Origin of the sequence: uncultured Amnibacterium sp., from assembly GCF_964250715.1 — a bacterium.
Classification (GTDB): Bacteria; Actinomycetota; Actinomycetes; order Actinomycetales; family Microbacteriaceae; genus Amnibacterium.
This window is the reverse complement of record NZ_CAXUGX010000005.1, coordinates 16,398-41,426: the sequence shown is the minus strand read 5'-3', so window position 1 is coordinate 41,426 and position 25,029 is coordinate 16,398. Positions and strand designations below refer to the sequence as shown.

Annotated in this window: 22 protein-coding genes and 1 pseudogene; 12 read left to right on the top strand and 11 right to left on the bottom strand. The window is 72.3% G+C overall.

What is annotated here, in order from left to right; all coding sequences use genetic code 11:
* Positions 1-40 precede the first annotated feature (40 nt).
* The 5 genes and pseudogenes from ACFE7H_RS06545 to mftA form a co-directional block, all read right to left on the bottom strand.
* On the bottom strand, positions 41-877 hold the full coding sequence (locus tag ACFE7H_RS06545; RefSeq protein ID WP_375400419.1) for a mycofactocin-coupled SDR family oxidoreductase: 837 nt from the start codon (positions 875-877) through the stop codon (positions 41-43).
* A 261-nt stretch (positions 878-1,138) separates the two neighbouring features.
* Positions 1,139-1,219, bottom strand: a pseudogene (locus tag ACFE7H_RS06540) (2-hydroxycyclohexanecarboxyl-CoA dehydrogenase); the annotation flags it as partial.
* Positions 1,220-1,277: 58 nt separating this feature from the next.
* On the bottom strand, positions 1,278-2,588 hold the full coding sequence (gene mftC / locus ACFE7H_RS06535; RefSeq protein ID WP_375400418.1) for a mycofactocin radical SAM maturase: 1,311 nt from the start codon (positions 2,586-2,588) through the stop codon (positions 1,278-1,280).
* On the bottom strand, positions 2,585-2,881 hold the full coding sequence (gene mftB / locus ACFE7H_RS06530; RefSeq protein WP_375400417.1) for a mycofactocin biosynthesis chaperone MftB: 297 nt from the start codon (positions 2,879-2,881) through the stop codon (positions 2,585-2,587). The genes mftC and mftB overlap by 4 nt, the downstream gene beginning before the upstream one ends.
* Complete coding sequence (gene mftA / locus ACFE7H_RS06525) at positions 2,881-3,006, bottom strand: mycofactocin precursor MftA (protein WP_375400416.1); 126 nt, start codon at positions 3,004-3,006, stop codon at positions 2,881-2,883. Before mftA ends, mftB begins: the two co-directional genes overlap by 1 nt.
* A 114-nt stretch (positions 3,007-3,120) precedes the next feature.
* On the opposite strand from mftA, the gene mftR reads away from it, so the two are divergent.
* Positions 3,121-3,729 (top strand): mycofactocin system transcriptional regulator, encoded by a 609-nt coding sequence (mftR, locus tag ACFE7H_RS06520; RefSeq protein WP_375400415.1) that lies wholly within the window; start codon positions 3,121-3,123, stop codon positions 3,727-3,729.
* Positions 3,730-3,773: 44 nt separating this feature from the next.
* Positions 3,774-5,330: a mycofactocin system GMC family oxidoreductase MftG gene (gene mftG / locus ACFE7H_RS06515; RefSeq protein ID WP_375400414.1), complete on the top strand. Its 1,557-nt coding sequence runs from the start codon at positions 3,774-3,776 to the stop codon at positions 5,328-5,330.
* Positions 5,331-5,401: 71 nt separating this feature from the next.
* Here the strand turns inward: mftG and ACFE7H_RS06510 are convergent, their stop codons facing one another.
* Together ACFE7H_RS06510 and ACFE7H_RS06505 are read right to left on the bottom strand one after the other, a co-directional pair.
* Positions 5,402-5,806 carry a DUF3253 domain-containing protein gene (locus ACFE7H_RS06510; protein ID WP_375400413.1) on the bottom strand — a complete coding sequence of 135 codons (405 nt, stop codon included), beginning with the start codon at positions 5,804-5,806 and terminating at the stop codon, positions 5,402-5,404.
* A 2-nt stretch (positions 5,807-5,808) separates the two neighbouring features.
* On the bottom strand, positions 5,809-6,738 hold the full coding sequence (locus ACFE7H_RS06505) for an aldo/keto reductase (protein WP_375400412.1): 930 nt from the start codon (positions 6,736-6,738) through the stop codon (positions 5,809-5,811).
* Between the two features lie 416 nt (positions 6,739-7,154).
* Between ACFE7H_RS06505 and ACFE7H_RS06500 the strand changes: the two genes are divergently transcribed.
* Positions 7,155-7,442 (top strand): hypothetical protein, encoded by a 288-nt coding sequence (locus tag ACFE7H_RS06500; protein ID WP_375400411.1) that lies wholly within the window; start codon positions 7,155-7,157, stop codon positions 7,440-7,442.
* A gap of 233 nt (positions 7,443-7,675) precedes the next feature.
* Complete coding sequence (locus ACFE7H_RS06495) at positions 7,676-9,211, top strand: CHAD domain-containing protein (protein WP_375400410.1); 1,536 nt, start codon at positions 7,676-7,678, stop codon at positions 9,209-9,211.
* On the opposite strand, the gene ACFE7H_RS06490 is transcribed toward ACFE7H_RS06495, so the two are convergent.
* Positions 9,204-10,571 (bottom strand): MFS transporter, encoded by a 1,368-nt coding sequence (locus tag ACFE7H_RS06490; protein ID WP_375400409.1) that lies wholly within the window; start codon positions 10,569-10,571, stop codon positions 9,204-9,206. The genes ACFE7H_RS06495 and ACFE7H_RS06490 overlap by 8 nt on opposite strands.
* Before the next feature lie 71 nt (positions 10,572-10,642).
* On the opposite strand from ACFE7H_RS06490, the gene ACFE7H_RS06485 reads away from it, so the two are divergent.
* From ACFE7H_RS06485 to ACFE7H_RS06465, 5 genes are all read left to right on the top strand, one after another.
* Positions 10,643-11,248, top strand: a complete 606-nt coding sequence (locus ACFE7H_RS06485; RefSeq protein ID WP_375400408.1) for a hypothetical protein — start codon at positions 10,643-10,645, stop codon at positions 11,246-11,248.
* A gap of 5 nt (positions 11,249-11,253) precedes the next feature.
* Positions 11,254-12,000, top strand: a complete 747-nt coding sequence (locus ACFE7H_RS06480) for a dienelactone hydrolase family protein (RefSeq protein ID WP_375400407.1) — start codon at positions 11,254-11,256, stop codon at positions 11,998-12,000.
* A 376-nt stretch (positions 12,001-12,376) separates the two neighbouring features.
* Positions 12,377-14,344 carry an amino acid transporter gene (locus tag ACFE7H_RS06475; RefSeq protein WP_375400577.1) on the top strand — a complete coding sequence of 656 codons (1,968 nt, stop codon included), beginning with the start codon at positions 12,377-12,379 and terminating at the stop codon, positions 14,342-14,344.
* A gap of 52 nt (positions 14,345-14,396) precedes the next feature.
* Positions 14,397-14,849, top strand: coding sequence for a hypothetical protein (locus tag ACFE7H_RS06470; RefSeq protein ID WP_375400406.1), 453 nt, complete (start codon positions 14,397-14,399; stop codon positions 14,847-14,849).
* 273 nt (positions 14,850-15,122) lie between these two features.
* Positions 15,123-17,075 (top strand): RecQ family ATP-dependent DNA helicase, encoded by a 1,953-nt coding sequence (locus ACFE7H_RS06465; RefSeq protein ID WP_375400405.1) that lies wholly within the window; start codon positions 15,123-15,125, stop codon positions 17,073-17,075.
* A 35-nt stretch (positions 17,076-17,110) separates the two neighbouring features.
* Here ACFE7H_RS06465 and ACFE7H_RS06460 read toward each other — a convergent pair whose 3' ends face one another.
* On the bottom strand, positions 17,111-18,754 hold the full coding sequence (locus ACFE7H_RS06460) for a cation:proton antiporter (RefSeq protein ID WP_375400404.1): 1,644 nt from the start codon (positions 18,752-18,754) through the stop codon (positions 17,111-17,113).
* A 102-nt stretch (positions 18,755-18,856) separates the two neighbouring features.
* Here ACFE7H_RS06460 and ACFE7H_RS06455 point away from each other — a divergent pair, with 102 nt between their 5' ends.
* Together ACFE7H_RS06455 and ACFE7H_RS06450 are read left to right on the top strand one after the other, a co-directional pair.
* The gene (locus ACFE7H_RS06455; protein ID WP_375400403.1) at positions 18,857-19,711 is read left to right on the top strand and encodes a hypothetical protein; all 855 of its coding nucleotides are present in this window, start codon (positions 18,857-18,859) and stop codon (positions 19,709-19,711) included.
* The gene (locus ACFE7H_RS06450; protein ID WP_375400402.1) at positions 19,708-21,267 is read left to right on the top strand and encodes a DNA polymerase Y family protein; all 1,560 of its coding nucleotides are present in this window, start codon (positions 19,708-19,710) and stop codon (positions 21,265-21,267) included. Before ACFE7H_RS06455 ends, ACFE7H_RS06450 begins: the two co-directional genes overlap by 4 nt.
* Before the next feature lie 127 nt (positions 21,268-21,394).
* Here the strand turns inward: ACFE7H_RS06450 and ACFE7H_RS06445 are convergent, their stop codons facing one another.
* Entirely contained in the window at positions 21,395-22,045 is a 651-nt protein-coding gene (locus ACFE7H_RS06445; protein ID WP_375400401.1) for a UdgX family uracil-DNA binding protein, read from the bottom strand.
* Between the two features lie 142 nt (positions 22,046-22,187).
* Positions 22,188-24,062, bottom strand: coding sequence for a DEAD/DEAH box helicase (locus ACFE7H_RS06440; protein WP_375400400.1), 1,875 nt, complete (start codon positions 24,060-24,062; stop codon positions 22,188-22,190).
* Between the two features lie 85 nt (positions 24,063-24,147).
* Here ACFE7H_RS06440 and ACFE7H_RS06435 point away from each other — a divergent pair, with 85 nt between their 5' ends.
* Positions 24,148-25,029 (top strand): SGNH/GDSL hydrolase family protein, encoded by an 882-nt coding sequence (locus ACFE7H_RS06435; RefSeq protein WP_375400399.1) that lies wholly within the window; start codon positions 24,148-24,150, stop codon positions 25,027-25,029.

Here is a 25,029-nt window from a genome sequence, read left to right as displayed (position 1 = left end):
GCTCGTTCTGCTCGTTCTGCTCGTGCCGGCCGCCGCTTCTTCAGAGCAGGAGGTTGCCGCCGTCCACGGGCAGCGGCACGCCGGTGATGTACCGCGCTTCGTCGGAGGCCAGGAACAGCAGGGCGTTGCTGACGTCCACCGACTCCACCCACGGGATGGGTAGCGGGATCGCCGATCCGGACACCACGCCGAACTCCTCCCGGGTGCCGTCCGGCTTGCCGGTGAACAGCGTCCAGGTCTCCTGGTTCTGGATCATCGGCGTGTCCACCTGCGTCGGATGCAGCGAGTTGACGCGGATCATGTGCGGCGCCAGTTCGAGCGCGAGGGAGCGCATCAGGCCGACGACACCGTGCTTGGTCGACACGTAGTGGGCGATGTTCTGGTAGCCGCGCAGGCCCGCCTCGGAGCTGGTGAGCACGATCGAGCCGCCGCGCCCGCCGGCCTTCACGTGCGGGATCGCGGCCTTCACGGTGTGCCACACGCCCGTCAGGTTGGTGTCGATCACATTGCGCCACACGTCCTCGGCCAGCTCCTCCGCCGGCGACGGCGTGATCCCGCCGATGCCGGCGTTCGCCGAGACGATGTCGAGCCGGCCGAGTTGCGCGACGCCCTCGTCGAGGGCCGCGTTCAGGCCGTCGAAGTCGCGCACGTCGGCGCGGCTCGCGACGATCCGCCGGTCCTGCGCCTCCACCAGCCGCACCGTCTCGTCCAGATCCGCCTGCGTGGAGGCCGCGTACGGGGCCAGCGGGATCGGCTCCAACAGGTCGACGGCGATGATGTCGGCGCCCTCCTCGGCCAGCCGCACCGCGTGACTGCGGCCCTGCCCCCGCGCGGCGCCCGTGATGAACGCGACCTTGCCCTCGACCCGACCTGGCACGCGCCCTCCTCCTTCCTCCCGGGCTCGTGCCCGTGCTCGTTCCGGGGCCCGCTCCGGTGCTCGTTCCTGGCGCGCTATTTCAGGGTGTAGCCGGCATCGACCTTCAGCTCAGGAACAGCTTGAACGCCGCCTCGTTCAGGATCATGTCGGTCGCGACGCCGGAAGGGTCAGGATGATCGACCCGCCCGTGCCCTGCTCGACCAGGTGCGGGATGACCGCCTTGGCGGTCTGCCAGACGCCCTTCTGGTTGATCTCGATGACCGCCAATCGGATGGCGTGACTGCGGCCCTGGCCGCGCGCCGCTCCGGTGATGAATGCGACCTTGCCTTCGACACGCCCCATCGCGTGCACCCCTTCCATTAAGGCGGCGCGGAGCGCCGCCAGGTTCAGCCGCCTGCGATCAGCCGACCGGAGTGAAGCCGGCCAGCGGATCCTCGGCGCAGTCGCTCACAGGGGGCCGGGTGATGTCCGACCGCGGCTTCAGTTGCAACGTCAGGGCGACGGGCCGCTTCTTCGTCGTCAGGTTGATCGGCACGCCCGACTTCGACTGCTTCGTGGTGCGGTGCGAGTGGTCCAGGTGCGACTTCGGCAGCGACTGGCCGGTGTCCTTCAGCTTGGTCAGCGCCGCCTCGCCGTAGCCCTGCACGCACTCCGGATCCGGGCCGTCGAGCGGCAGCCCTGTGAAGAACTTCGCCGCCATGCACCCGCCCTTGCACGTGTCGAAGAACGTGCACGAGGTGCAGGCTCCCCCGGACTGCGGCTCGCGCAGCCGCAGGAACAGCTCCGATTCGCGCCACACCCGCTGGAAACCGCCCGCCGACCGCACGTTGCCGGCCAGGAACTCTTCGTGGATGGCGAACGGGCAGGCGTACACGTCGCCGACCGGGTCGATCAGGCAGACGACGCGCCCCGCGCCGCACAGGTTCAGGCCGGGCAGCGCCGCGCCGTACGCGGAGAGGTGGAAGAAGGAGTCGCCGGTCAGCACGCCGTCGCCGTGCGCGACGAGCCAGTCGTACAGCTCGCGCTGCTGGGCCGGCAGCGGGTGCAGCTCGTCCCACACGTCGGCGCCGCGGCCGGAGGGGCGCAGGCGCGTCAGCCGCAACTGTGCGCCGTACGTATCGGCGATCGCCTTGAACTCGTCCAGCTGCGGGATGTTCTGCCGCGTGCAGACCACCGAGATCTTGAAGTTCTGCATGCCCGCGTCGGCGAGGTTCTGCAGCGCCGTCATCGCCCTCGCGTACGAGCCGGGGCCGCGCACGAAGTCGTTCACCTCGGCGGTGGCGCCGTCCAGGGAGATCTGCACGTCGACGTAGTCGTTCGACGCCAGCCGAGTGGCCACCTCGGGCGTGATCTTGACGCCGTTCGTGGAGAACTTGACCCCGACGTGGTGCGCGGTGGCGTAGTCGAGCAGCTCCCAGAAGTCGGACCGCACCGTCGGCTCGCCGCCGCCGATGTTCACATAGAACACCTGCATCCGCTCGAACTCGTCGATGACGGCCTTCGCCTCGGCCGTGGTCAGTTCGCGCGGGTCGCGCCTGCCCGAACTGGACAGGCAGTGCACGCACGACAGGTTGCAGGCGTACGTCAACTCCCAGGTCAGGCAGATCGGCGCGTCCAGGCCGTACTCGAACAGGTCGACCAGGCGGCTGGGGGCCGGCGGTGTGGAAGGTGCCGACGGTGCCGGAGTCGTCGGCGGTGCGAGCAGCGTCATGCCGCTACCTCCGCGGGCGTGCGCTGCACGAGCATCGAGGAGGCCACCAGGGTGGACAGCGCCGAGGAGTAGGTGGGCAGATCCTTCTCGGCCACGCCCGCCGACGCACATGCGGCCCGGACGGTCGGCTGCGTGTCGAGCGATTGCACGACGCTGAGCAGTCGACGGTCCTTCAGGAACGACAGCTTGCGCGTGCCGAAGTGGTAGAGCAGCGCTCCGAACGGCTCCGGCCGCACGGACACCTGCGGGTGCAGCGCCCACGCGGTGTCCAGGTCCATCGCGGCGACCGGCATCAGTAGACGCCGCACATGCCGTCGATCGAGACCTCTTCGACCAGGGATTCGGACTCGATGACGTCGCCTGCGGCCACGTCCTGCGAGTCGGATCGGGCGGGTACGTCTGCTCGGCTGGAATCCATGTGATGCTCCCCTATCGAAACCGTGTCGTGGTCGATGGCCCGCGGTCGCTTCGCTGCGATGCCCGATGTGGGGACGCTAATGACACCGAGTGCCGAAGGGAAGAGGTGGCGGCCGTGAATTCCGTGGACACGCCGTCGGGGCCTCGACTGGGTCGCGCTCCGTCGACCTCGGTCGCCGAGTTGGCCCATGTCAGCCTCACCCTGTTCCTGGAACACGGCTTCGACGAGACGACCGTCGACGACATCGCGGCGGCCGCCGGAATCGGTCGCCGCACGCTGTTCCGGTACTTCGCCTCCAAGAACGACCTGCCGTGGGGCGACTTCGATTCGCTGGTCGAGTCCATGCGGACGGCGCTCGCCTCCGTCCCCGACGATGTGCCGATGATGCAGGGCCTGCTGGCGGCGGTGCTGGAGTTCAACCGCTTTCCGGCGGAGGAGGCGCAGTACCACCGAGAGCGGATGACGCTGATCCTGCGCGTGCCGACGCTGATCGCGCATTCCGCGTTGCGCTATCAGACCTGGCGCGAGGTCGTGGCCGAGTACGCCGGGCGACGACTCGACCTGCCCGCCGACGCCCTGCAACCGCAGACGATCGGCTGGGTGATGCTGGCGGTGTCGCTCGCCGCGTACGAGCAGTGGCTCGCGCACGAGGACGCCGACCTGGAGCAGATGCTGCGGGCCGGTTTCGACTCGATGACGGACATCCTCGCCCCGCGGGAATGACCCACAGGGTGGGCGGGCCGGGACCGGGGAGCGGGCCGGGGCGCGTGTTCGACGTCATCGTGGTCGGTGCGGGCGGCAGCGGAGCGCCGCTCGCCGCCCGCCTGTCGGAGGATCCCTCGCGCCGCGTGCTGCTGCTGGAGGCGGGGCCCGTGCCGTCGTCGATCGCCGGCTTCGACGCCGAGTTGCTCGACGCCGAGTTGCTCGACGCCCGGGCGGTGCCGGGCGCGCGACCGGACGGGCCGGTGAACCAGTGGTTTCCGATGCGGCTCGCGCCCGGCCATGATCACGCCGTCGCCCGCGGCCGCGTGCTGGGCGGCTCGACCACGACGAACGGCGGCTATTTCATCCGCGCTCGGCGGGCGGACTTCGACGACTGGGCGGTCACCGGCGGCCCGGCCTGGTCGTACGACCGGGTGCTCCCGCTGCTCAACCGCCTGGAGGCCGACCTCGACTTCGGCGCGTCTGCCGTCCATGGCACCGGCGGGCCGATGCCGGTCTCGCGGTCGTCGCTCGACCATCCCGCCGCGGCGGCCTTCGTCGACGCGGCCGTGGAGCTCGGCTTCCCGGTCGAGCCGGACAAGAACGCGCAGGGTCCGGCGGGCGTCGGCCCGGTGCCCATGAACGTCCGCGACGGGCGGCGGGTGAACACCGGGCTCGCGTACGTGCTGCCGGTCGTCGGGCGGCGCAATCTGGTGATCTGCGGGGACACCCGCGTCCTGCGGGTGCTCATCGAGCGCGGCAGGGCGATCGGCGTCGAGGCCGAGCGGTACGGACACCGCGAGACGATCGTCGCCGGGACCACGGTGCTCGCGGCCGGGGCGCTCGCCTCCGCTCACCTGCTGCTGCTGTCGGGCATCGGCCCGGAGGCGCATCTGGCGGCCGTCGGCCTGCGCTGCCTGGTCGATGCCCCGAGCATCGGCACGTGCTTCGGCGATCACCCGCAGGTCGTCCTGAACTGGCGGCCGCATGTGGCGCTGCCGCCGTCGGACACGTCCTGGCTGGGCGCGGCGCTGCACACCGACGGGAGCGAGGTGCTGCAGTCCACCGAGTCCATGCCGGCGCTGATGGCCGGGCGGCGGACGGAGGCGGGCGAGGCACTGCCGCTGCTCGTCTCCGCCGTCACGCCGGCACCCCGCGGCCGGTTGCGGCTCGTCTCGGACGACGCGTCGGTGCCGCCTCGGATCGACTCCGGCTACCTCGCCGAAGCGGCCGACCGCGCCGTGCTGCGCGAGGGTGTGCGGACGACGCTGGCGCTGCTGGCGACGCGCGCGTTCCAGGCGGTCGGTGCCCCCGACCCGGAGTCGCCCTCCCCCACCGCGGAGGACGCCGCGCTCGACACGTGGATCGCCGGGCACCTCGGCACCTCGGTGCACACCTGCGGTACCGTCCCGTTCGGCACGCCCGACGGTGGCGCCGGTGCGGTCGACCCGTTCGGCGTCGTGCACGGGGTCGCGGATCTGCGGGTCGCCGACACGTCGATCCTGCCGGCGGCGCCGCGGCGCGGTCCGTCGAACACGGCGGTCCTGATCGGCGAGCTCATCGCCCAGGCGATGCGCACCCCCTCCGCCGCTGCGAGGAATTCAGGAGAAATCGAGGAATGAAGGCGGATCCGGCCGGATCCGCCTGCGGAACTCGGAATTGCCTGAATTCCTCGCGGGTACGGGCTCGCGCCTCAGCGGTGGCGGCGGATGCGGATAGGGCCCTTCGCGGTGGACGGGTCCACGATGCGGCCGCCCTGGGTGATGTCGACCTCGCCGGCGGCGACAAGCCGACGCGCGGCCCGCCGCACGGGTTCCATGAGCGCGCGCCAGTCGTCCGGTGCAACCGCCCGGGCGACGTCGGAGGGGCAGATCGTGGCGGACGCCGCCCGGGCCGCCAGCAACTTCCGGATCCGCTGCTCCAGCACCCGATCGGCGGGGCCGACTCCGGCCCGGCGGCAGGCCGCCGAGCAGGTCGTCACGGCGGCCCAGTCGCGCGCCCAGGCGGCCCGCCACTCGATCCGGCGCCCGCAGACGCCGCAGACCTTCTCCGACACCGGCGCAGCCTCGAGGTCGGCCGCGGACTGACGGTGGGCCATGGTCAGGCGGCGACCGCTGCGGTCGTGGCGCTCAACTGCTCCAGCTGCTGCGGGGTCAGCTGCACCGCGAAGCTCTCCACGAGCGCGGGGACCTGCTCCGCGGTTCGGGCGCTGGCGATCGGCGCGGCGACCGTCGGCTGCGCGCGCAGCCAGGCCAGCGCGATCGCCGTCATCGACACGCGGTGCTCGGCCGCGACGTCTTCCAGGGCGGCGAGCAGGTCGAGGTTGCGCGGGTCCTGCAGGTAGGCACCCGCCGCCTTGGACCTGGCGGAGTCGACGGTGCCGCCCGCGCGGTACTTGCCCGTGAGGAAGCCGCTCGCCAGCGACGAGTACGGGATCTGAACGATGCCGAGCTCGTCCAGGGTGGGGATCAACTGCTGCTCGACGCCGCGCTCGACGAGACTCCACTTGTCCTGCGCCACCGTGAACGGGGTCAGCCCGGAGGTCCTCGCGATCGCGGCGGCGGTGCGCAGGCGATCGGGCGCGAAGTTGGAGGCGCCGATCTCGCGCACCTTGCCGTCGCGCACCAGCGCATCGAACGCCGACAGGGTCTCCTCCTGCGGCACCCACTCGTCATCCCGGTGGGCGAAGTACAGGTCGATGCGATCGGTGCGCAGCCGACGGAGGGAATCCTCCACCGCCGCCGTGATGGTCGCCGCACTCAGGCCCTTGCGGCTGGCCAGAGAACCCACCTTGGTGGCCAGCACGACCTGGTCGCGCTTGCCGGCCGTGTCGAACCACTCGCCGAGGATGGTCTCCGACTCGCCGCCGGAGTTGCCGGGCGCCCAGGCGGCGTAGGCGTCCGCCGTGTCGATGCTTCGTCCCCCACTCGCCACGAAGGCGTCCAGCACCGCGAAGCTCGTTTCACGGTCGGCCGTCCAACCGAACACGTTGCCGCCGAGGACCACCGGTCCGAAGTCGAGCTCTGTCATGGAGTGCTCCCGTCATCCGTGGCGCCGCTGTCGCAGGTGCCGGCCGTGTCGGCGCCGGAGCGCCCGTACTGAGGTCAGCAGAACGGTGTCCGATGGTATTCCGAGCCGCTGCGGCACCTCACCCCACTGCTGCGTAGCGCCGGATCGGGGTACGAGAAACGTCCCCCGGACGATCGACGGGAGCCGAGACTCCGGGGTACGACCGTCGTACCCTGTCACCCGTCCCCCGGTCGACGTCTGCCGGGCGGCTTGGTTCCGATCGATCCGCATAACTCCGGCATTTTTCGCCTCGTAGCACGTACCCCGCTTGTGCGGGACGTACCCCGCCGCTCGTAATCGAATCGTGTCGCCCGCTCTGGGGGTGTACCCCGCACGTACCCCGCCGCTACCTTCGGATCAGACGCAAGGGGGACAACATGCGGTGGATCGCACTGGCAGGGCTGGTCTGGGGTGTCGTGCTCGGCGCCGTCAACGGGCCGGTCATCGGCGGCAGTGTTCTGGCGGCCGGCGTGCTGCTGGTGGTCATCAGCTCCGTCGCCGCGAACCGCGCCGAGCGCGCCGCACAGGTCGCCCTGGCCGAGGCCGCGATCGCATCCCGCACCGAGTTCGACCGGATGGCCGCCACCTGGGCCGACGCCGCCGTGCTGTACCCCGAGTCCATCCTGTCCGAGTCCACCACCCAGTCGTTCGGCATCGCTGCCTGAGCCACCCGAGAAGCCACTTCAGGAGCCACTTCAGGACCCGTTCCACCCCTTCTTCAGACCGCCCCTCAGGTCCGGTCGGCGACCGGAAACGCAAGCGCCGCTCGATTCACCGGTGAAGTTCACCCGGCGAATCGGGCGGCGCTGTGGCGTGCGCTGGGTGGACCCATGCGCCGGGCGTGCTCCTGCGCCGGCAGTTCGGCCCGCAGTTCATCCGGGTCGGGCAGGATGCGCTCATGCCCGGACGGACCCATCTGGAGATCGAACGCAAGTACGCCGTCGACGCCGGCACGGCCGTCCCGACGTTCGCGGGCACGGGTATCACGTCGGCCGGGATCACGTCGGTACGGAGCGTCGCACCGGTGCACCTGGAGGCCGTCTACTACGACACCGAAGATCGTCGTCTGCTCGCGGCCCGCATCGCGCTCCGCCGACGCACCGGCGGCCACGACGCCGGCTGGCACGTCAAGCTGCCCGGAACGGGCGGTCGCCTGGAGGTGCAGGGCCCGATCGACCCGGCGGACCCGGACACCCCGCCACCCGCCGTGCGGGCGGCGATCCGCTCCCGCGTGCGGGATCGGCCGCTGACGCCGCTGGCCCGCATCAGTACCGAGCGCACCGCCGTCGTGCTTGGCGACGAGGACGGCGAGCGGGTCGAATTCGTCGATGACCTGGTGCAGGCCACCGACGTGCGCGGCGGCGTGCTGCGGTCATGGCGGGAGTGGGAGGCGGAGCAGGTCGGCGACGACCCCGCACGCTCCGCAGCCGTCCTGGATGCGCTGGAGCCGCTGCTGCTCGCCGCCGGCGCCCGGCCGTCGGCCAGCCCGGCGAAGCTCGCCCAGGCGCTCGGGCTCGGCCAAACGGATGGAGACGCCCACCTGAACCGAGCTGCGTCGTCCGACACCGCGGGCGAGGCGGTGCGCAGCCGTCTGGCCGCCCTGGTCGCCGACCTGGAGGACGGCGAGACGGCCCTCCGCACCGCCGACGATCAGGCCGGACGGGACGACGCGGTGCACGCGATGCGCACCACGATCCGCCGCCTGCGCTCGGTGCTCGGCCTGCAGACGGTGCTGGGGCCGGAGGCGAAGCGGCCGCGGGACGAGCTGCGGGTGCTCGCCCTGTCGCTCGGCGACTCACGCGACCGGGCGGTGCTCGCCGAGACCGCCGCCGCACTGCTGGCGGAGGTACCGGACGAGCCGGGGCTCGACGCTGCCGTCAGTCGGCTGGTGACGGGCGTGCAACAAGATGCGGCCGAGCGGGCGGCGACCGCGCTGACGCGGCTGGACGGCCGGGCCCACGTCGTGCTGATGGACACGCTCGAGGCCATCTCGGCGGCCACCCCGACGGGACCGGATGCGACGAGCCCTGCACACCGGGTGCTGCCGCCGCTGATCGCCCGGCACGGCCGGCGCGCCTACCGACGGCTGCGGTCCGCCGGCAGCAGCGAACCGGCCCTGCATGCCGGCCGGCGGGCGGCCCGCCGCTTCCACTACCTGGTCGACGACCTCGGCGGCAGCGCGCACGCGGGCCGACGCCTGCGCGCGGCCCGCAAGCGGGCCAAGCGGGTGCAGAGCACACTCGGCAGCCACCGCGACCTGATGCTGCTCGCGGAGGAGCTGCCGTTCATCGCCGCCCAGGCGACCGCGGCCGGCGAGAACGCCTTCATCTACGGCGTGCTCGCGGAGCGGGCGCGGAGCCGTGCCGCCGAACTGCTGACCGAGGCGGGGGGCGCGGCCCGCCGCCTGGCCGTGGCCCTGCAGCGCCTCACCTGAGCGGATTGCGGACGCCGATGGCGGAGACGATGCCGCCGAGTACGAGCAGCACCGCGATCACCAGCACGCCGCGGTGGAAGCCGCCGACGTCCACGTGCAGACCGAGGATCAGGCCCGCGCAGGCGGTCGCGACCAGCCCCGCGACTCGGGCGATGGCGTTGTTGACCGCCGACCCGATGCCGCTCTGGATGGCCGGTACGGCACCGAGCACCGCAGAGGTCAGCGGGGCGACGGTGGCCGAGAAGCCCAGCCCGAACAGGACGGTGCCGGGAACCACGAACCACAGCGCGCCGCGGTCGCCACTGCTGAAGGTCATCAGCGCGAACCCCGCCGAAGCGACGATCGGGCCGAGCGTCATGAACAGGCGCGGCCCGTACCGGCCGGCGAGCGCGCCGAACCGTCCGGACAGCACGATGCTCAACACGGTGGCGGGCAGTGCCGTCAGCGCAGCCTGGAACGCCGTCAGGTGGACGACCTCCTGCAGGAAGACCGTCGGGATCAGCGTCGCCAGTCCGACGCCGGCGTAGAGGAACAGCGTCGCCGCATTGCCGGCGGCGAAGTTGCCGCGGCGGAACAGCTCCAGCGGTACGAGCGGCGCGGTCGACCGCGCGTCTCTAATGAGGAACGCCGCCAGGGAGACCGCCCCGCCGATCAGGGCCGCGAGCACTCGTGGATCGGTGAGCCCCAGGTGCGCCTCGATCAGGGCGGCGGTCAGGCCGGCGAGCCCCAGGGCGGCGAGGGCCGCTCCCGTCACGTCCACCCGCGGGCGGGGTCCGTCGCGCTGCCCGTCCGCAATGCGGCCGAGCAGCAGCAGTGCTCCGGCCGCCGGCAGCGCACCGAGGACGAACACCCAGCGCCAACCGATCGCGTCGACGAAGACGCCACCTGCCACCGGGCCGGCCAGGAACGACACGCTGGTCCAGCCCGTCCACCGGCCGATCGCCGCGGACTGCGCGGCGCCCTGAAAGGTGGCGACGATCAGGGCGAGGGATCCGGGGACCAGCAGGGCCCCCGCGACTCCCTGCAGCACGCGGGCCGCGATCAGCAGGCCGGCCGTCGGTGCCAGCGCGCAGACAAGCGACGTCACCGTGAACGCGACCACGGCGATGCGCAGCACCCGCAGCCGCCCGAACGCGTCCGAGACGGCGCCCGCCGCCAGGATGAGCGCCGACAGGGTCAGCAGGTAGCCGTCCACCACCCACTGCTGCACGACGACCCCGCCGCCGAAGTCGCGCTCGATCGCGGGCAGGGCGATGTTCACGATCGAGCCGTCGAGGAACGAGACGAAGGCGGCCAGGATCGCCGCCCACAGCAGGCGGCGCTGCATCGCGGTGGTCGCCGTGGTCGCCGCCGTCGTCATGCGCCCAGTGTGCGCCGGCGCTCCGGCGGCCGGAACCGGGTCCGCCGGCGGCGTGCCGTACCGTCCACGTGGTGACTGTGCTGCCGGTGACACACCCCCGCTCCGTGCTGCCGCTCGTGGTGCTGGTCGCGCTGCCGGCGCTGGTGCTCGCCGGGATCGGCACGGTGCACCCCCGCGACCTCGTCGCGGCCGACGCCGTGCTCTGGCGCAACATCCACGTGGCGGCCCTGTTCGTGTTCCCGCTGCTCGGCGTGCCGCCGTGGCTGCTGCTGCGCGGCAGGTCGCGGCCCCTCGCCGCGGTCGCGGCGATCCTCGGCTACGTCTACGCGGCCGGCTACACCGCCCTGGACGTGCTGGCCGGCATCGGCGCCGGCAACCTGAAGGTCGACGGGCTCGGCGGTCAACCCAGCCTCTACCACCCGGCCGCCGTCCTGGCTCGCGTCGCCACCGTGGCGCTGCTGCTCGCCGTGCTGCTCGCCGTGGCGGTGGTGGCCGTGGACCGGCCGGCGCTGTCGGTGCCCGGATCGGTGCTGGTGCTGGCCGCCGCAGTCTCGTTCCTGACCAGCCACATCTACCCGCCGCGCGGCGTCGTGACGATGGTGGTCTTCGCGATCGGCTGGACGCTGCTGGTACTGGGCGCCGCCGCAGGCCGCAGTCGTCTCCCTGGTGCACACTGACTCGGGTGCCGACCCTCACCGATCTTCAACTGCTCACCCTGCCCGGCGGCAGCCCCGGCCTGACGGGCGTGCTGGGCCTGCCGGACGGCGAGGGCCCATGGCCCGGCGTCGTCATGGTGCACGAGGCGTTCGGCCTCACCCCGGTGATGCGCCGCCAGGTGGAGCGCATGGCGTCGGCCGGATTCGCGGTGCTGATGCCCGACCTCTTCGTCCAGGGCGGACCGCGCAAGTGTCTGCGCAGCACCTTCCGCGACATCGCCCGCGGCGAGGGCAGGGCGTTCACGGACGTGGAGTCGGCGCGCCGCGCCCTCGTGAACCGCGACGACTGCACCGGCCGCGTCGGCGTACTCGGCTTCTGCATGGGCGGCGGCTTCGCCCTGATGGCCGTGAAGAACCATGGCTTCTCTGCGGCGTCCGCGAACTACGGCAGGCTGCCCAAGCAACTGGACGAGCAGCTCACAGGCGCCTGCCCGGTGGTCGGCAGCTACGGCGGCCGCGACCTGAGCCTGCGCGGCGCCGCCGCCAAACTCGACGCGGCGCTGGTACGGGCAGGCGTACCGCACGACGTGAAGGAGTACCCGACCGCGGGTCACGCCTTCCTCGACGACGAGGCGCCCTCGGTGAATCCGGTGCTCGACCTGGTACTGCAGCAGGTACTGCACGCGACGCCGGATCCTGAGGCTTCCGCCGACGCGTGGCGCCGCATCGACGGCTTCTTCACCGAGCACCTCGCGCTGGAACTCGACGACTGATTCCCGGGTACCCGGTCGTTCTGAGCTCAGAGGGGTGGGTCGTCCGGGAGTGCGGCATCGTCGGGGCGCACCGCGAAATCCGGCTGCGTTGGAGTGGGGTCACCCGACCGTCGTCGGGCTGGTCACCCGCCTCCGCTGACTCTTCCACGTTCTAAACGATACCAGACAGGTCCAACTGTTTATAGAACAAACGTTCCCGCGAGCGAAACCTGCTCTCCTCCGACATCGCGATAGAATCCAGCTTCCCGCGCGTGCCGATGTTCTCGAGAGGATCCGGGTGTCCGACCCCGTAGGGCCGTCCGTGTCCGATGACGAGGCGGGTTCGCGGGACGCCGACGCGGGCAGCGCCGTGGTGATCGGCGACGATCCGGCCGCTCTGCCGCCCATCTCGGCCGTCCCCGACGTCTGCGTGCGACCCGCACGCCGCCGCAGCCGGTTCGCCGTCTGGGCGCTGGAGGGGCTGTCGGAGCAGGCGGGAGCACATCAGGGGCCGCACAGCACCTCGGAGCGCACCCATTCGTGGCTGCGCGTCATGTGCCTCACGGGCGTCGACTACTTCTCGACCCTCGGCTACCAGCCGGCCATCGCGGCGCTCGCAGCCGGCCTCGTATCGCCGTTCGCCACCCTGGTGCTGATCGCGCTGACCCTGCTCGGGGCACTGCCGGTGTATCGGCGCGTGGCCAGGGAGAGCTTCCGCGGCGAGGGCTCGATCGCGATGCTCGAACGCCTGCTGCCGTGGTGGGGCGGCAAGCTGTTCGTGCTGGTGCTGCTCGGGTTCGCGGCGACGGACTTCATGATCACGATCACGCTGTCGGCCGCCGACGCCGCCGCCCACGTGGTGGAGAACCCGCTCGTGCCGTCGTGGCTGCACGACGCGCAGATCCCGATCACGATCGTGCTGATCCTGCTGCTCGGAGCGGTCTTCCTGCGGGGCTTCCGCGAGGCGATCGGCATCGCCGTGGTACTCGTCGCGGTGTACCTGGTGCTGAACCTGGTTGTGGTCGTCGACTCCTCCATCCGCGTGATGCAGCACCCGGAGGTGTTCGCGCACTGGTCGACGGCGCTGTTCCAGCAGCACGGCAACATCTTTCTCATCATCGGCGTCGCCGTGCTCGTGTTCCCCAAGCTGGCCCTCGGCCTGTCCGGCTTCGAGACCGGCGTCACGGTGATCCCGCAGATCTCCGGCGACGACTCCGACACCGATGCGGCGCCGGCCGGTCGGATCCGCGGAGCGAAGCGGCTGCTGACCACCGCCGCCCTCACGATGAGCGTCTTCCTGATCTCGACCAGCTTCATCACGACACTGCTGATCCCTCAGAAGGCGTTCCAGTCGGGCGGTCCGGCGAACGGCCGCGCGCTGGCGTACCTGGCCCACACCTACCTCGGGCCTGTGTTCGGCAGCGTCTACGACGTGTCGACGATCGCGATCCTGTGGTTCGCCGGCGCCTCGGCGATGGCCGGGCTGCTGAACATCGTGCCGCGCTACCTGCCGCGCTACGGCATGGCGCCGGCCTGGGCACGGGCGGTGCGGCCGCTCGTCATCACCTTCATCCTGATCGCGCTGATCGTCACGCTCGTCTTCCGCGCCTCCGTCGACGCGCAGGGCGGCGCGTACGCGACGGGTGTGCTGGTGCTCATCACCTCCGCGTCCGTGGCGGTCACGCTGTCGGCCAGGCGCAAGCGGCAGGTGAAGCGCACGATCGGCTTCGCCCTGATCTCGCTCGTGTTCGCCTACACGACGATCGCGAACATCATCGAGCGGCCCGACGGTGTGCGCATCGGCGGGCTGTTCATCCTCGGCATCCTGGTGGTCTCGTTCGCGTCGCGGCTGCGGCGGTCGTTCGAGATCCGCGCCACCAGCTTGGACTTCGACGAGACCGCGCGGGAGTTCCTGCGCGAAGCGGAGGAATTCGGCGAGATCCATCTGGTCGCCAACGAGCCCGACTCGGGCGACGAGCAGGAGTACCAGCAGAAGGCCCGCGACGAGCGGCACGACAGCCATATCCCCGGACGGGTCTCGATCATCTTCCTGGAGGTCGACAAGGCCGACTCCTCCGACTTCGAGGAGGATCTGGTCGTGCGCGGAGTCGTTCGGCACGGCTTCCGGGTGCTGACGGTCGGCAGCGGCAACGTGCCCAACACGATCGCTGCGATCCTGCTGCAGATCCGCAACCTGACCGGAGTCGTGCCGCACATCTACTTCGAGTGGACCGAGGGCAATCCGTTCTCGAACATGGTCCGCTTCCTGATCAGCGGCGAGGGCGAGGTGGCGCCCGTCACGCGCGAGGTGCTGCGCGAGACCGAGCACGACGTGCGCCGCCGGCCCATGGTGCACGTCAGCTGAACAGGCGCGCCCCTTCGGGTCGTTACGTGGCCGCGCTGCGAAGATGCGAGCCGTGGCGGACAGCGAGACGACCCCGGAGGATCTGGGAATCGACCCCGGGCGCAGCGCGCAGCAGTTGTTCCGCTGGCTGCTGGCCAGTCTGTTGATGGGCCGCAACGTGCAGCAGACGATCGGCGCGAACGCGTACCGGGCCTTCATCGACGCCGGGTACACCTCCCCCGGCCGGTTCGAGGAGCACGGCCACGCCGACATCGTCGCCGTGCTGGACGCGGCGCACTACACCCGCTACGACGAGTCGATGGCTACCGAACTGCACGACGTGCTCGTCGGGGTCACGCACGACTACGGGTCGGTGCACCAGCTGATCACGTCGTCCAAGCACCGCGGCGAGGCGCACGACCGCCTGGTGACCTACAAGGGGGTCGGCGAGACCACCGCCCGCGTGTTCCTGGATCAGGTGCCCGAGCACCTCTACGCCGGCGACGCGGACGACGACGCGGACTGAGCGGCCCGATCGCTGACCGGCCTCGGTGCCAGGCGTCTGTGCCAGGCGTCTGTGCCAAGCGTCTGTGCCAGGCCTCGGTGCCAGGCGTCTGTCCAGGCGATCAGCAGGGGTCGCTCAACCCGGACACGTTCACTTCCCGTCGGCGCACCCGCCCTGACGAGAGGCAGTCCCCTGAGCGACACCGAGATCGACATCGAGTCCGAGGACTTCCGCGACGACGAGCGCGGCAACCACGAGCGCGGCACCGAGGCCGTCGCGCGGATCGCGCACGACGTGTTCGGCTGGGACCCGCTTCGCCCGGGTCTGGCCCGCGCGGTGGAGGCGGTGCTGGCGGGGGCGGATGTGCTGGGCGTGATGCCCACGGGGTACGGCAAGTCGGCCGTCTACCGCATTGCCGGCGCGTTGCTGCCGGGCCTGACCGTGATCGTCTCGCCGCTGATCGCCCTGCAGGCCGACCAGCTGGCTGCGCTGCGCCGCACCTCCGGAACCCGGCCGGCCGCGCAGGTGAACTCCGGACAGTCGGCGAAGCAGAACGACGAGGCGTGGACCGCCGTCGCCGAGGGCCGGCTCGGCTACCTGTTCCTCGCTCCGGAGCAGCTCGCGAACGACGACGTGGTCGCGCGGCTGGCCGCGGCCGACGTGTCGCTCTTCGCAATCGACGAGGCGCACTGCGTCTCGGCGTGGGGCCACGACTTCCGTCCCGACTACCTGGGGCTCGGCGCCGCGGCGGACGCGATCGGCCGGCCGCCGGTGCTCGCCCTGACGGCGACCGGCTCCCGCCCGGTGCGCGAGGAGATCCTGGAGCGCCTGGGAATGCAGGACAGCGTGGTGCTGACCCACGGATTCGACCGGCCGAACATCCACCTGCGGGTGGTGCGGCACGCCGACGACGACGCCCAGCGCGAGGCGGTGCTCGACGATGTGGCGACGCTCGCGAAGCCGGGGCTGCTGTACGTGGCGACGCGCAAGGCGACCGAGTCGTACGCGCAGACGCTCGACGAGCGTGGCGTCGGTGCGGCGCCGTATCACGCGGGGCTCGGCGCCAAGCGGCGGCGGCAGATGCACCTCGCCTTCCACGAGGGCGAGCACGAGGTGGTCGTCGCGACCAGCGCGTTCGGGATGGGTGTCGACAAGGCGGACATCCGCTTCGTGGTGCACGCGGCGGTGCCGGAGTCGGTGGACGAGTACTACCAGGAGCTGGGCCGCGCCGGCCGGGACGGCGCTCCCGCAGCCGCCGTGCTGCACTACCGGTCGGAGGACTTGGCGCTCCGGAAGTTCTTCGACTCCGGGCTGCCGAAGCGGTCGACACTCCTGCGCTGCCACACGGCGATCGCCGACGGCGCCGGCACTCCCGACGAGGTCGCTGCTGCGCTCGGGATCTCCCGCCGCCGGGTCACGGGGTTGCTGCACCTGCTGCAGGATGCCGACGCGGTGCGGGAGCTGAACGGGGCCTGGCGCACGACGGAGCCGGACGCGGAGGCCGGTGCGGCCGGAGCGCTGGAGTTGGCGGAGTCACGTCGCCGCATCGACGAGTCCCGTATCGCGATGATGCGGTCGTACGCCGAGACGCAGCAGTGCCGGCGGCAGTTCCTGCTGGCGTACTTCGGGGACGAGGCGGCTGAGCCGTGCGGCAACTGCGACACCTGCGAGTCGGGCTCCGCGCTCGAGTTCGCGGCAGAGCGCAGCGCCCGCGCCGCCGATGTGCCCTTCCCGGTCGACGCGGCCGTGGACCATGCGGAGTGGGGCCCGGGGACCGTGATGAGCGTGGAGGACGACCGCATCACGGTCTTCTTCGAATCGCAGGGCTATCGGGTGCTCGCGCTGGCCGCGATCCGCGAGCACGGGCTGCTCACGCGCATGGACGACGACGATGAAGTCGACGATGCAGGAGGGACTCAGCTCGGCGGTCATAGCGTCGGCATCCGCAACGGAGGGAACACCATGAGCGACCCGATCCTCTCGACCACCGGAAACCCGGGCGCCGGCGGCGACCCCGAGGCCGTCCTGGACGACGACGCGACCGTGCAGGACGCCGAAACAGTCCAGGCGGAGTCGCAACAGACCGTGACGAACGATGCGGTCGCCGGTGAGACCGTGCTGCCCGGCAGCGGCGAGGGCAACGACGGTCCGACCGGCGGTGCACCCGGTGAGGGCGAACCCGAACTGCCCGAGAACGAGCTGCAGGGCGAGGACATCGACCTGGACGACGACTCCCGCACGCTGTAGTCGCGCCGCACTGCTGTCGGGGCAGACGGCGGCGCTCAGCCCACGCGGTCCCGGCGGGCGGGCCGCCCCGCCTGCGGCAGGTCGCGGCGGCGGGAGCGCTTCATCGCGATCTCGATCGCATCGAAGTCGGCCAGCACGGCGGCGATCGCGCTCTCCTCGTAGCGGCCCTCCGCCCGCGCCTGCAGCACCGACCTGCGTTCGGAATCGAGCATCAGCAGCCGCAGACGGGCGTACGAGTCGGGCGAGCCGGCCATGCCGTCCTCCTCCGAGCTGCCCACCGACACCCGGTACTCGGCGCTCTGCCGCAGGCTGCGCACCAGGTCCTCGGGGTCGTCGTCGTCCCGTTCCGCGTCCAGGCGTTCCATGGCGGAGTGCTGCGCCTCGCCGATGAGCGATCGGATCTGCAGCCGATCCTGCTCCGGATTGGGCAGGGGCAGCTTGAGGAGCCGGATCAGCGGCCCGAGCGTCAGACCCTGCAGCAGCGAGGCGACCACGATGACGAAGGCCATCAGCTGCAGGAAGCCCACCTGCGGAGTCGTGTCCAGCGGCAGCAGGAACACCGCCGCCAGCGTGACCACGCCCCGCATGCCGGCGGCCGAGATGGCGGTGGCGACCTTCCAGCTCCACCGCCGATCGCGCAGGCGCTGCGGCCCGTACCGGTAGAGGGCGGTGAGAGCGAACACCCAGACGAAGCGCGCGAGCGTCATCGCCACGTAGATGCCGACGCCGATCAGGATGCCCTGCGGCAGCGAGATGTTCGTGCGCGCCGACAGCTGCACGATGCGCGGCAGTTGCAGGCCGATCAGCAGGAACACGGCGTTCTCCAGCAGGAACGACAGCGTGCGCCAGTTGATGCGCTCGGCGATGCGCGCCTCCGCCGACTGCACGAGCGGTGCGCGGTAGCCGAGCCAGAGCCCGGTGATCGCGACGGCGAGGAACCCCGACCCGCCGACGGCATAGGCCGGCAGGAACGACAGGTACGGCGAGACCAGCGACAGCGACGTATCGAGTACGGGGGCTTTCAACCGCTGCCGGATCAGGGTGAGCACCAGCGCGACGAGCACGCCGGAGGCGACCCCGCCGACCACCGCGATCGCGAAGTCGGCGAGCACATGGCCGACGCCGACCGGAGTCAGGATCGCCATGATGGCCGTGTTCAGGGCGACCAGGGCGGTCGCGTCGTTCAGCAGGCCCTCGCCCTCCAGCAGGGTGCCGAGCCGCCGGGGCAGCAGGCCGCCGGTCACGGCGCTGACGCTGACCGCGTCGGTCGGCGCGACGATGGCGCCGAACGCCAGGCCGGTGGCGAGCGCGACGCCCGCGGACCGGCCGCCGTCCAGGTTCGGCACCAGCCAGACCGTCACCAACCCGACGACGACCGTGGAGAAGACGACCAGGCCGACCGAGAGGCTGAGCACGGAGTCGCCGCGGGCGCGCACCTCGAGGAACGGCGTGCGCAGGGCGGAGGCGAACAGCAGGGGCGGCAGCACGCCGAGCAGCACGGCCTCGGGCTCCAGGCGTACCTCGGGCACGGCGGGAACGAACCCGGCGACGATCCCGACGGCGACGAGCAGCAGCGGCGCCGACCAGCCGACCTTGCGCGACAGGCCGGTGACGATCACGACGACGATCACGTAGGCCACCGACCAGGCGATCGAGACGGCCGTCGCGTCGCCGTTCATCGCCCGGTCACCCGCCCGTCCACCGCTGCCACGCAGTCAGGGTAGCGGCGGCCCCGACAGCCCGGACTTGCGTTTTGTCGAACACGGGTTCGATACTAAGGGATGCCCGCGTTCACCCAGACGCAACCGAGTGTCACCGTACCCGGCCAGACCGACCGCCTGAACGGTCGCCCGAACGGTCCCTCCGCCGACCCCGCGACCGGTCCCTCCGCCGACCCCTCCGCTGATCGCATCGTCCCCTCCCCCGACCCCGCCGATCGCTCCGCCACCGTGCAGGCGCTGCGGGAACGCATTGCGGCGATGCAGAAGGTCTCACTCGATACCCGGGTGCTGCCGACCGCCGCCGCGCTGCAGCCCCTGCTGCCCGGTGGCGCCATGAAGGCCGGCGTCGCCTACTCCGTTCCCGGCTCCACCAGCCTGGCCATGCTGCTGCTCGCCGGGCCGAGCGCCGCCGGTGCCTGGACCGGCGTGGTGGGCGTGCCCGACTTCGGAGTGGAGGCGGCCGCCGCGGCCGGCATCGACCTGACCCGCCTGGTGCTGGTCCCCGATCCCGGCGAGCACTGGCTGACGGTCGCCGCCCAGCTGGCCGACGTGCTGCACGTGGTGCTGGTGCAGCCGCCGGCGCGGCCGGTGCGCGACGCGGAGGCGGCTCGGCTGGCCTCCCGCCTGCGGCAGCGCGGCGCCACCCTGGTCGTGCTCGGCCCGTGGCAGCAGGCGGAGGCGGTGCTGCAGGTGGTCTCCAGCCGCTGGTCGGGACTGGGTACCGGCTACGGCTACCTCGCCGGCCGCGAGGCCGTCGTGGCGGTCACCGCCCGCGGCGGCCGCACCGTGCGCCACGCCCTGCGCCTCGCCGACGATGCGCTGCTGCCCACGGGCACGACCCTGCCGCAGGTCGCCACGGCGCACATGGGGGCGCAGGCAGGTGCGGTCCCGGAGCGTCGGCTGGAGGCGGTGTGAGCGAGGCAGCCACGGGCGACTCGACGGGCGCCGACGCGGCGCCGCGGGTGCTGGTGGTCTGGTGCCCCGACTGGCCGATCCAGGCGGCGGTCCGCGATGCCTCTCTGACCGCCTCCGCGCCGATCGCGCTGATCGAGAAGGGCTTCGTGCACGCCTGCTCGACGGCGGCGCGGGCCGACGGGGTGCGTCGCGGGCTGCGGGTGCGCGAGGCGCAGGCCCGCTGCCCGACGCTGGTGGTGCAGCCCTACAACCCCGCGCAGGACGCACGGCACTTCGAGCCCGTCCTGCAGGCGCTCGAGGCCGGAGTACCGACCGTGCAGGTGGTGCGCCCGGGTATGGTCGTCGCTCGCGCGCAGGGACCGGCCCGCTACTACGGCGGCGAGCAGGCGGCCGCGCAGGCCATCCTTCGGCAGGTGGCGGGCCTGGTCGACGACGTGCGGGTTGGCGTCGCCAACGGGGCGTTCACCGCCGAGCAGGCGGCCCGCCGTGCAACGCAGGGCGGTGCGATGGTCGTGCCTCCGGGGGCTGCGGCGGCGTTCCTCGCTCCCCTGTCGGTGTCGCTGCTCGGCCTGCCGCAGCTGGCCGCGCTGCTCGCCCGGCTGGGGGTACGCACGCTGGCCGACTTCGCCCGCCTCGACGCCGGCGACGTGCTCGACCGGTTCGGGCCGCAGGGTGCCGCGGCGCACCTGGTCGCCGCCGGGCGCGACCCGCGCCGCGTGGTCCCCCGGGTCGCCGAGCGCGACCGCACCCGCACCATCCACTTCGAGCCGCCGCTGGAGAACATCGAGCAGATCGCGTTCACGCTGCGGCAGACGGCGGAGGCGTTCGTCGCGGGCCTGATCGTGGAACGGCTGGTGTGCACCGCGCTGACGGTCGAGGCGACCGACGAGCGCGGCGGATCGAGTACCCGTACCTGGCTGCATCCGCGGTCATTCACTCCCCTCGACGTGATCGACCGGGTGCGCTGGCAGGTGCAGGGCGCGTTTCTGGAGTCGCCGGTCGCGTCGGTGCGGCTGCTGCCCGAGGCGCTCGACACGGCCGCCCACCATGAGCAGGGCCTGTGGGGCGGCGGCCCCGATGAGCGCATCCACCACGCGCTGTCGCGGGTGCAGAGCATGCTGGGTCACGACGCGGTCGTCACGGCGTCGGTGGGCGGCGGCCGACTGAGCGCCGATCGTCGCGTGCTCGTCCCGTGGGGCGAGCGGCCGATACCGGAGCGGGCGGCGGACCGGCCGTGGCCGGGCCGGCTGCCCGGCTTCGAGCCGCCGCGGGTGTTCCCCGACCGCATCCCGGTCACGCTGCTCGACGCTGCCGGAGCGTCCCTGACGATCGACGACCGCGACGCGCTCAGCAACCCGCCGCGCACATTCATCCCGCCCGCTGCCAGGGGCGCCGTCGTGCGCGCCTGGGCGGGCCCGTGGCCGATCGAGGAGCGGTGGTGGAACCCCACCGCCGGCCGCTCCGTGCACCGCCTGCAGATCGTCACCGCCGACGAGAGCGCCTGGCTGCTGCAGTGCGAGCACGACACCTGGTGGGCCGAAGCCCGCTACGACTGACACCCCCCTCGCCCCGCACCCAGCACACCAGCAGGACAAGGTCTCGACAGCAGGCCGGTGGTCGACCCACAACCTGCTGACGGGACCTGGTCCTGCTGTCGAAACCGGGGTGGGATCAGGCGGCGGCTCAGGTGGCCACCGCAGCGGCGGCAGCGGTCTTCAGGTCGGTGACCAGCGCCGCGTAGGCGTCGTCGTAGCCGGGGTCGCCGCGCATCCGCAGCACCGCGGAGGGGTGCGCCGTCAGCAGTGAGAGGGCGGCGGAGTCGGGCAGCGCGCCCTGCAGCACACGACCGCGCTCGGCGCCGATACGCACCGGGCGGCCGAACAGCGCCCGTCCCGCGGTGGCACCCAGGGCGACCACGATGCGCGGGGTGAGCACCTGCAGCTCGGCGTGAAGCCAGGGATGGCAGGCGGTGATATGGACGGTCTCGGGCGTCTTGTGCAGCCGCCGCGTGCCGCGCTGTTCGAACCGGAAGTGCTTGACGGCGTTGGTGCGGTACACGGTGGTCGGATCGATGCCGGCGGCCCGCACAGCCTCCACCAGCAGCGTGCCGGCGGGACCGACGAACGGAGCGCCGCGCCGGTCCTCCTGGTCGCCCGGCTGCTCCCCCACCAGCACCATCGCGGCGCCCGGCGGCCCCGCCGAGAACACCACCTGCGTCGCCGGCTCCCACAGCTCGCAGCCGTGACACGCCCGCGCCGCCTCGCGCAGCGGGTCGATCCCCGCCGCATCCGTCGGCACCCACGCCGCGGCGCCCGGCCGCTCCGTCTCGGTCATGGTCCCCCTCCGATCGGCCCACACGGTACTGCCGCGCGCCGCGAGACACCACGCGCGGTACCTGTGGGGTCGCGCGGTGCGCATGCACACCGCGCGGAGGCACGGCTGCCGCGCGAGGTGGAGCGGCGGCGCGACCCGGGTATCAACGGCGCGGGGCGGCGATGCGGGAGCGCAGCAGCTCGATACGCGCCTGCAGCTGGGCGGTCGATGCCTGTGCGACGGCGGGTCCGCCGCACAGACGGCGCAATTCGGCGTGGATGGCGCCGTGCGGCTCGTTCGTCGTCTTGGACCACAGCCCCACGAGGGAGTGCAGCAGGCTCCGCTGCTCCTTCAAGGTGCGGTACAGCGGCTGGTTCAGTGCCTGGTTCGGCGCCTGGTTCAGCGGCGGAGGCGCCGCCCGCCCGCCGTGGTCCGGGACCGGGCCGGTCGCTGCAGCGCCATGCTTGTCCGGACCGTGCGGCGCGCGCCGCTGCTGCCGCGACTGGCGGTGCCGCAGCACGTCACGCACCTGGTCGGCCTCCAGCAGGCCGGGCAGGCCCAGAAAGTCCAGCTCCTCCAAGCTGCCGACCTCGGCCTGGAAGCCGAAGTCGCCGCCGTCGTAGAGCACGCGGTCGAAGATCGCCGCGCTGCCGAGCGCCTGGAACGACCCGTCCTCCTGCAGCGCCGCGGACGCCCGCTCCAACCGGTTCGCCGCCGTCAGCGCATCCTCGTCCAGGCCCCGCTCCAGCCCCGACTCGTCGTCGCTCGACGGCCGGTCCAGGGCGTGGTCGCGTTCCAACTCCAGCAGCCCCGCCAGCCTGGTGAGTACCGGCACGTTCGGCAGGAACACGCTGGCGCTCTCGCCCCGTCGCCGCGCCCGCACGAACCGCCCGATCGCCTGCGCGAAGTACAGCGGTGTCGCCGCGTTCGTGGCGTAGACGCCCACCGCCAGCCGCGGCACGTCGACCCCCTCCGACACCATCCGTACCGCGACCATCCAGCGCGCGTCCGACGCCGCGAACGCCGCGATGCGATCGCTGGCCGCCTTCTCGTCCGACAGCACGACCGTCACCGGCTCGCGGCAGATCGCCTCCAGTTGCCGCGCGTAGGCCCGGGCACTCGCCTGGTCGGAGGCGATCACGAGCCCGCCGGCGTCCGGCACGCCTCGGCGCACTTCGGTCAGGCGCACGTTCGCGGCGGTCAGCACGGCCGGGATCCACTCGCCATCGCTCGCGAGCGCGGTGCGCCACGCCTGCGCGGTCACGTCCTTCGTGTTGTCCTCGCCCAGGTTGGCGGTCATCTCCTCACCCGCCCGGGTGCGCCACTGCATCGCACCGGAGTAGACGAGGAACAGCACCGGGCGCACGACCCCATCGGCCAGGGCGCGGCGATAGCCGTACTGGAAATCGGTCAGGGAGGTGCGGATCCCCTCCGCATCCGGCGCGTACCGCACGAACGGGATGGGGGCGGTGTCGCTGCGGAACGGCGTGCCCGTCAGCGACAGGCGCCGCTCCGCGCCGGCGTACGCCTGCCGGATGGCGTCGCCCCAGCTGAGCGCGTCGCCGCCGTGGTGCACCTCGTCCAGGATCACGAGCGTGCGCCGATCGCCGGCCAGCCGCTCGTGCAGCTCGGCGCGGGCCGCCACCTGCGCATAGGTGACGGCGGCGCCGTGCCAGTGCCGCGCCAGCGCGCCGTCGGCGTTCTGCAACTGCGGATTCAAGTGGATGGTGACCCGCTCGGCGGCCTCGGCCCACTGCCGCTTCAGGTGCTCGGTCGGCGCGACCACGATGATCCGCTCGACGGTGCCGCGGGCGAGCAGCTCCTTGGCCAGCCGCAGCGCGAACGTGGTCTTGCCGGCACCGGGGGTCGCCGAGACCAGGAAGTCGCGCGGCTCATCGGCGAAGTACGCGGTGAGCGCCTCCTCCTGCCAGCGCCGCAGCCGGTCGGCCGCGCCGCGCGGCGCGCGGTCCGGATATGCGGGCGGCAGGTGCCCGGCGATGTGGGCGCCCGGGGCGGCGTCGAACAGCGGCGAACTCATCGGTGCGACGAGGGTAGCCGCCGACCTCGCGCCACGCCGAAGACGGCGCCCGGTCCGATACTGGGCTGGGCGGAAGCACGAGCGGATGCACGAGCACACCGCGGATGAGCAGAGCGTGGATGAGCAGAGCGTGGATGAGCAGAGGCGGATGAGCACCGACGACGACCGGGCCCACGCGCCCGCCGTGGAAGGCCCGGATCCGGTGCCGGGGACCGTGCATCCCTGGCGGCGTTACGTCGCGCTCGGCGACTCCTTCACCGAGGGGATCGGCGATCCGCTGCCGCAGGCTCCCGGCGGGCATCGCGGCTGGGCCGATCGCGTCGCCGACGCCCTGGCGGAGACCGCCCCGCATTTCGCCTACGCGAACCTCGCCGTGCGCGGGCGACTGCTCGCGCGCATCCTGGACGAGCAGGTCGAGCCAGCGCTGGCGCTGCAGCCCGATCTGATCACCCTGTCCGCCGGCGGCAACGACGTGATCCGGCCGGGCGCCGATCCGGACGCGCTGGCGGCTCGGCTGGCACCGGCCCTCGCCCGGCTGACCGACAGCGGAGCGACCGTGGTGCTGTTCACCGGCGTGGATGTGGCGTTCTCGCCGGTGTTCCGCAGCATCCGGGGCCGGGTCGCGATCTACAACGAGCACCTGCGGGTGCTCGCCGCGCGCACGGGTGCCCGGATCGCGGATCAGTGGGGCCTGACCGCCGTCCACGACGCCCGGCTCTGGTCGGCCGACCGCCTGCATCTGAACGAGCTCGGCCACCGCGAGATCGCCCGCATGGTGCTGGGCGTCCTGGGAGTCGCGACGACGATCCCGCCGGCCGAACCGGGTCCTCGGGTGCCGGTCCCGTGGCGGTCAGCCCGCGTCGACGACCTGGTGTGGGCGCGCGACTACTTCGCCCCGTGGGTGGTGCGACGCCTTCGAGGCACCTCCAGCGGCGACCATGTCCGGCCCAAGCGACCGCGGTTCTGA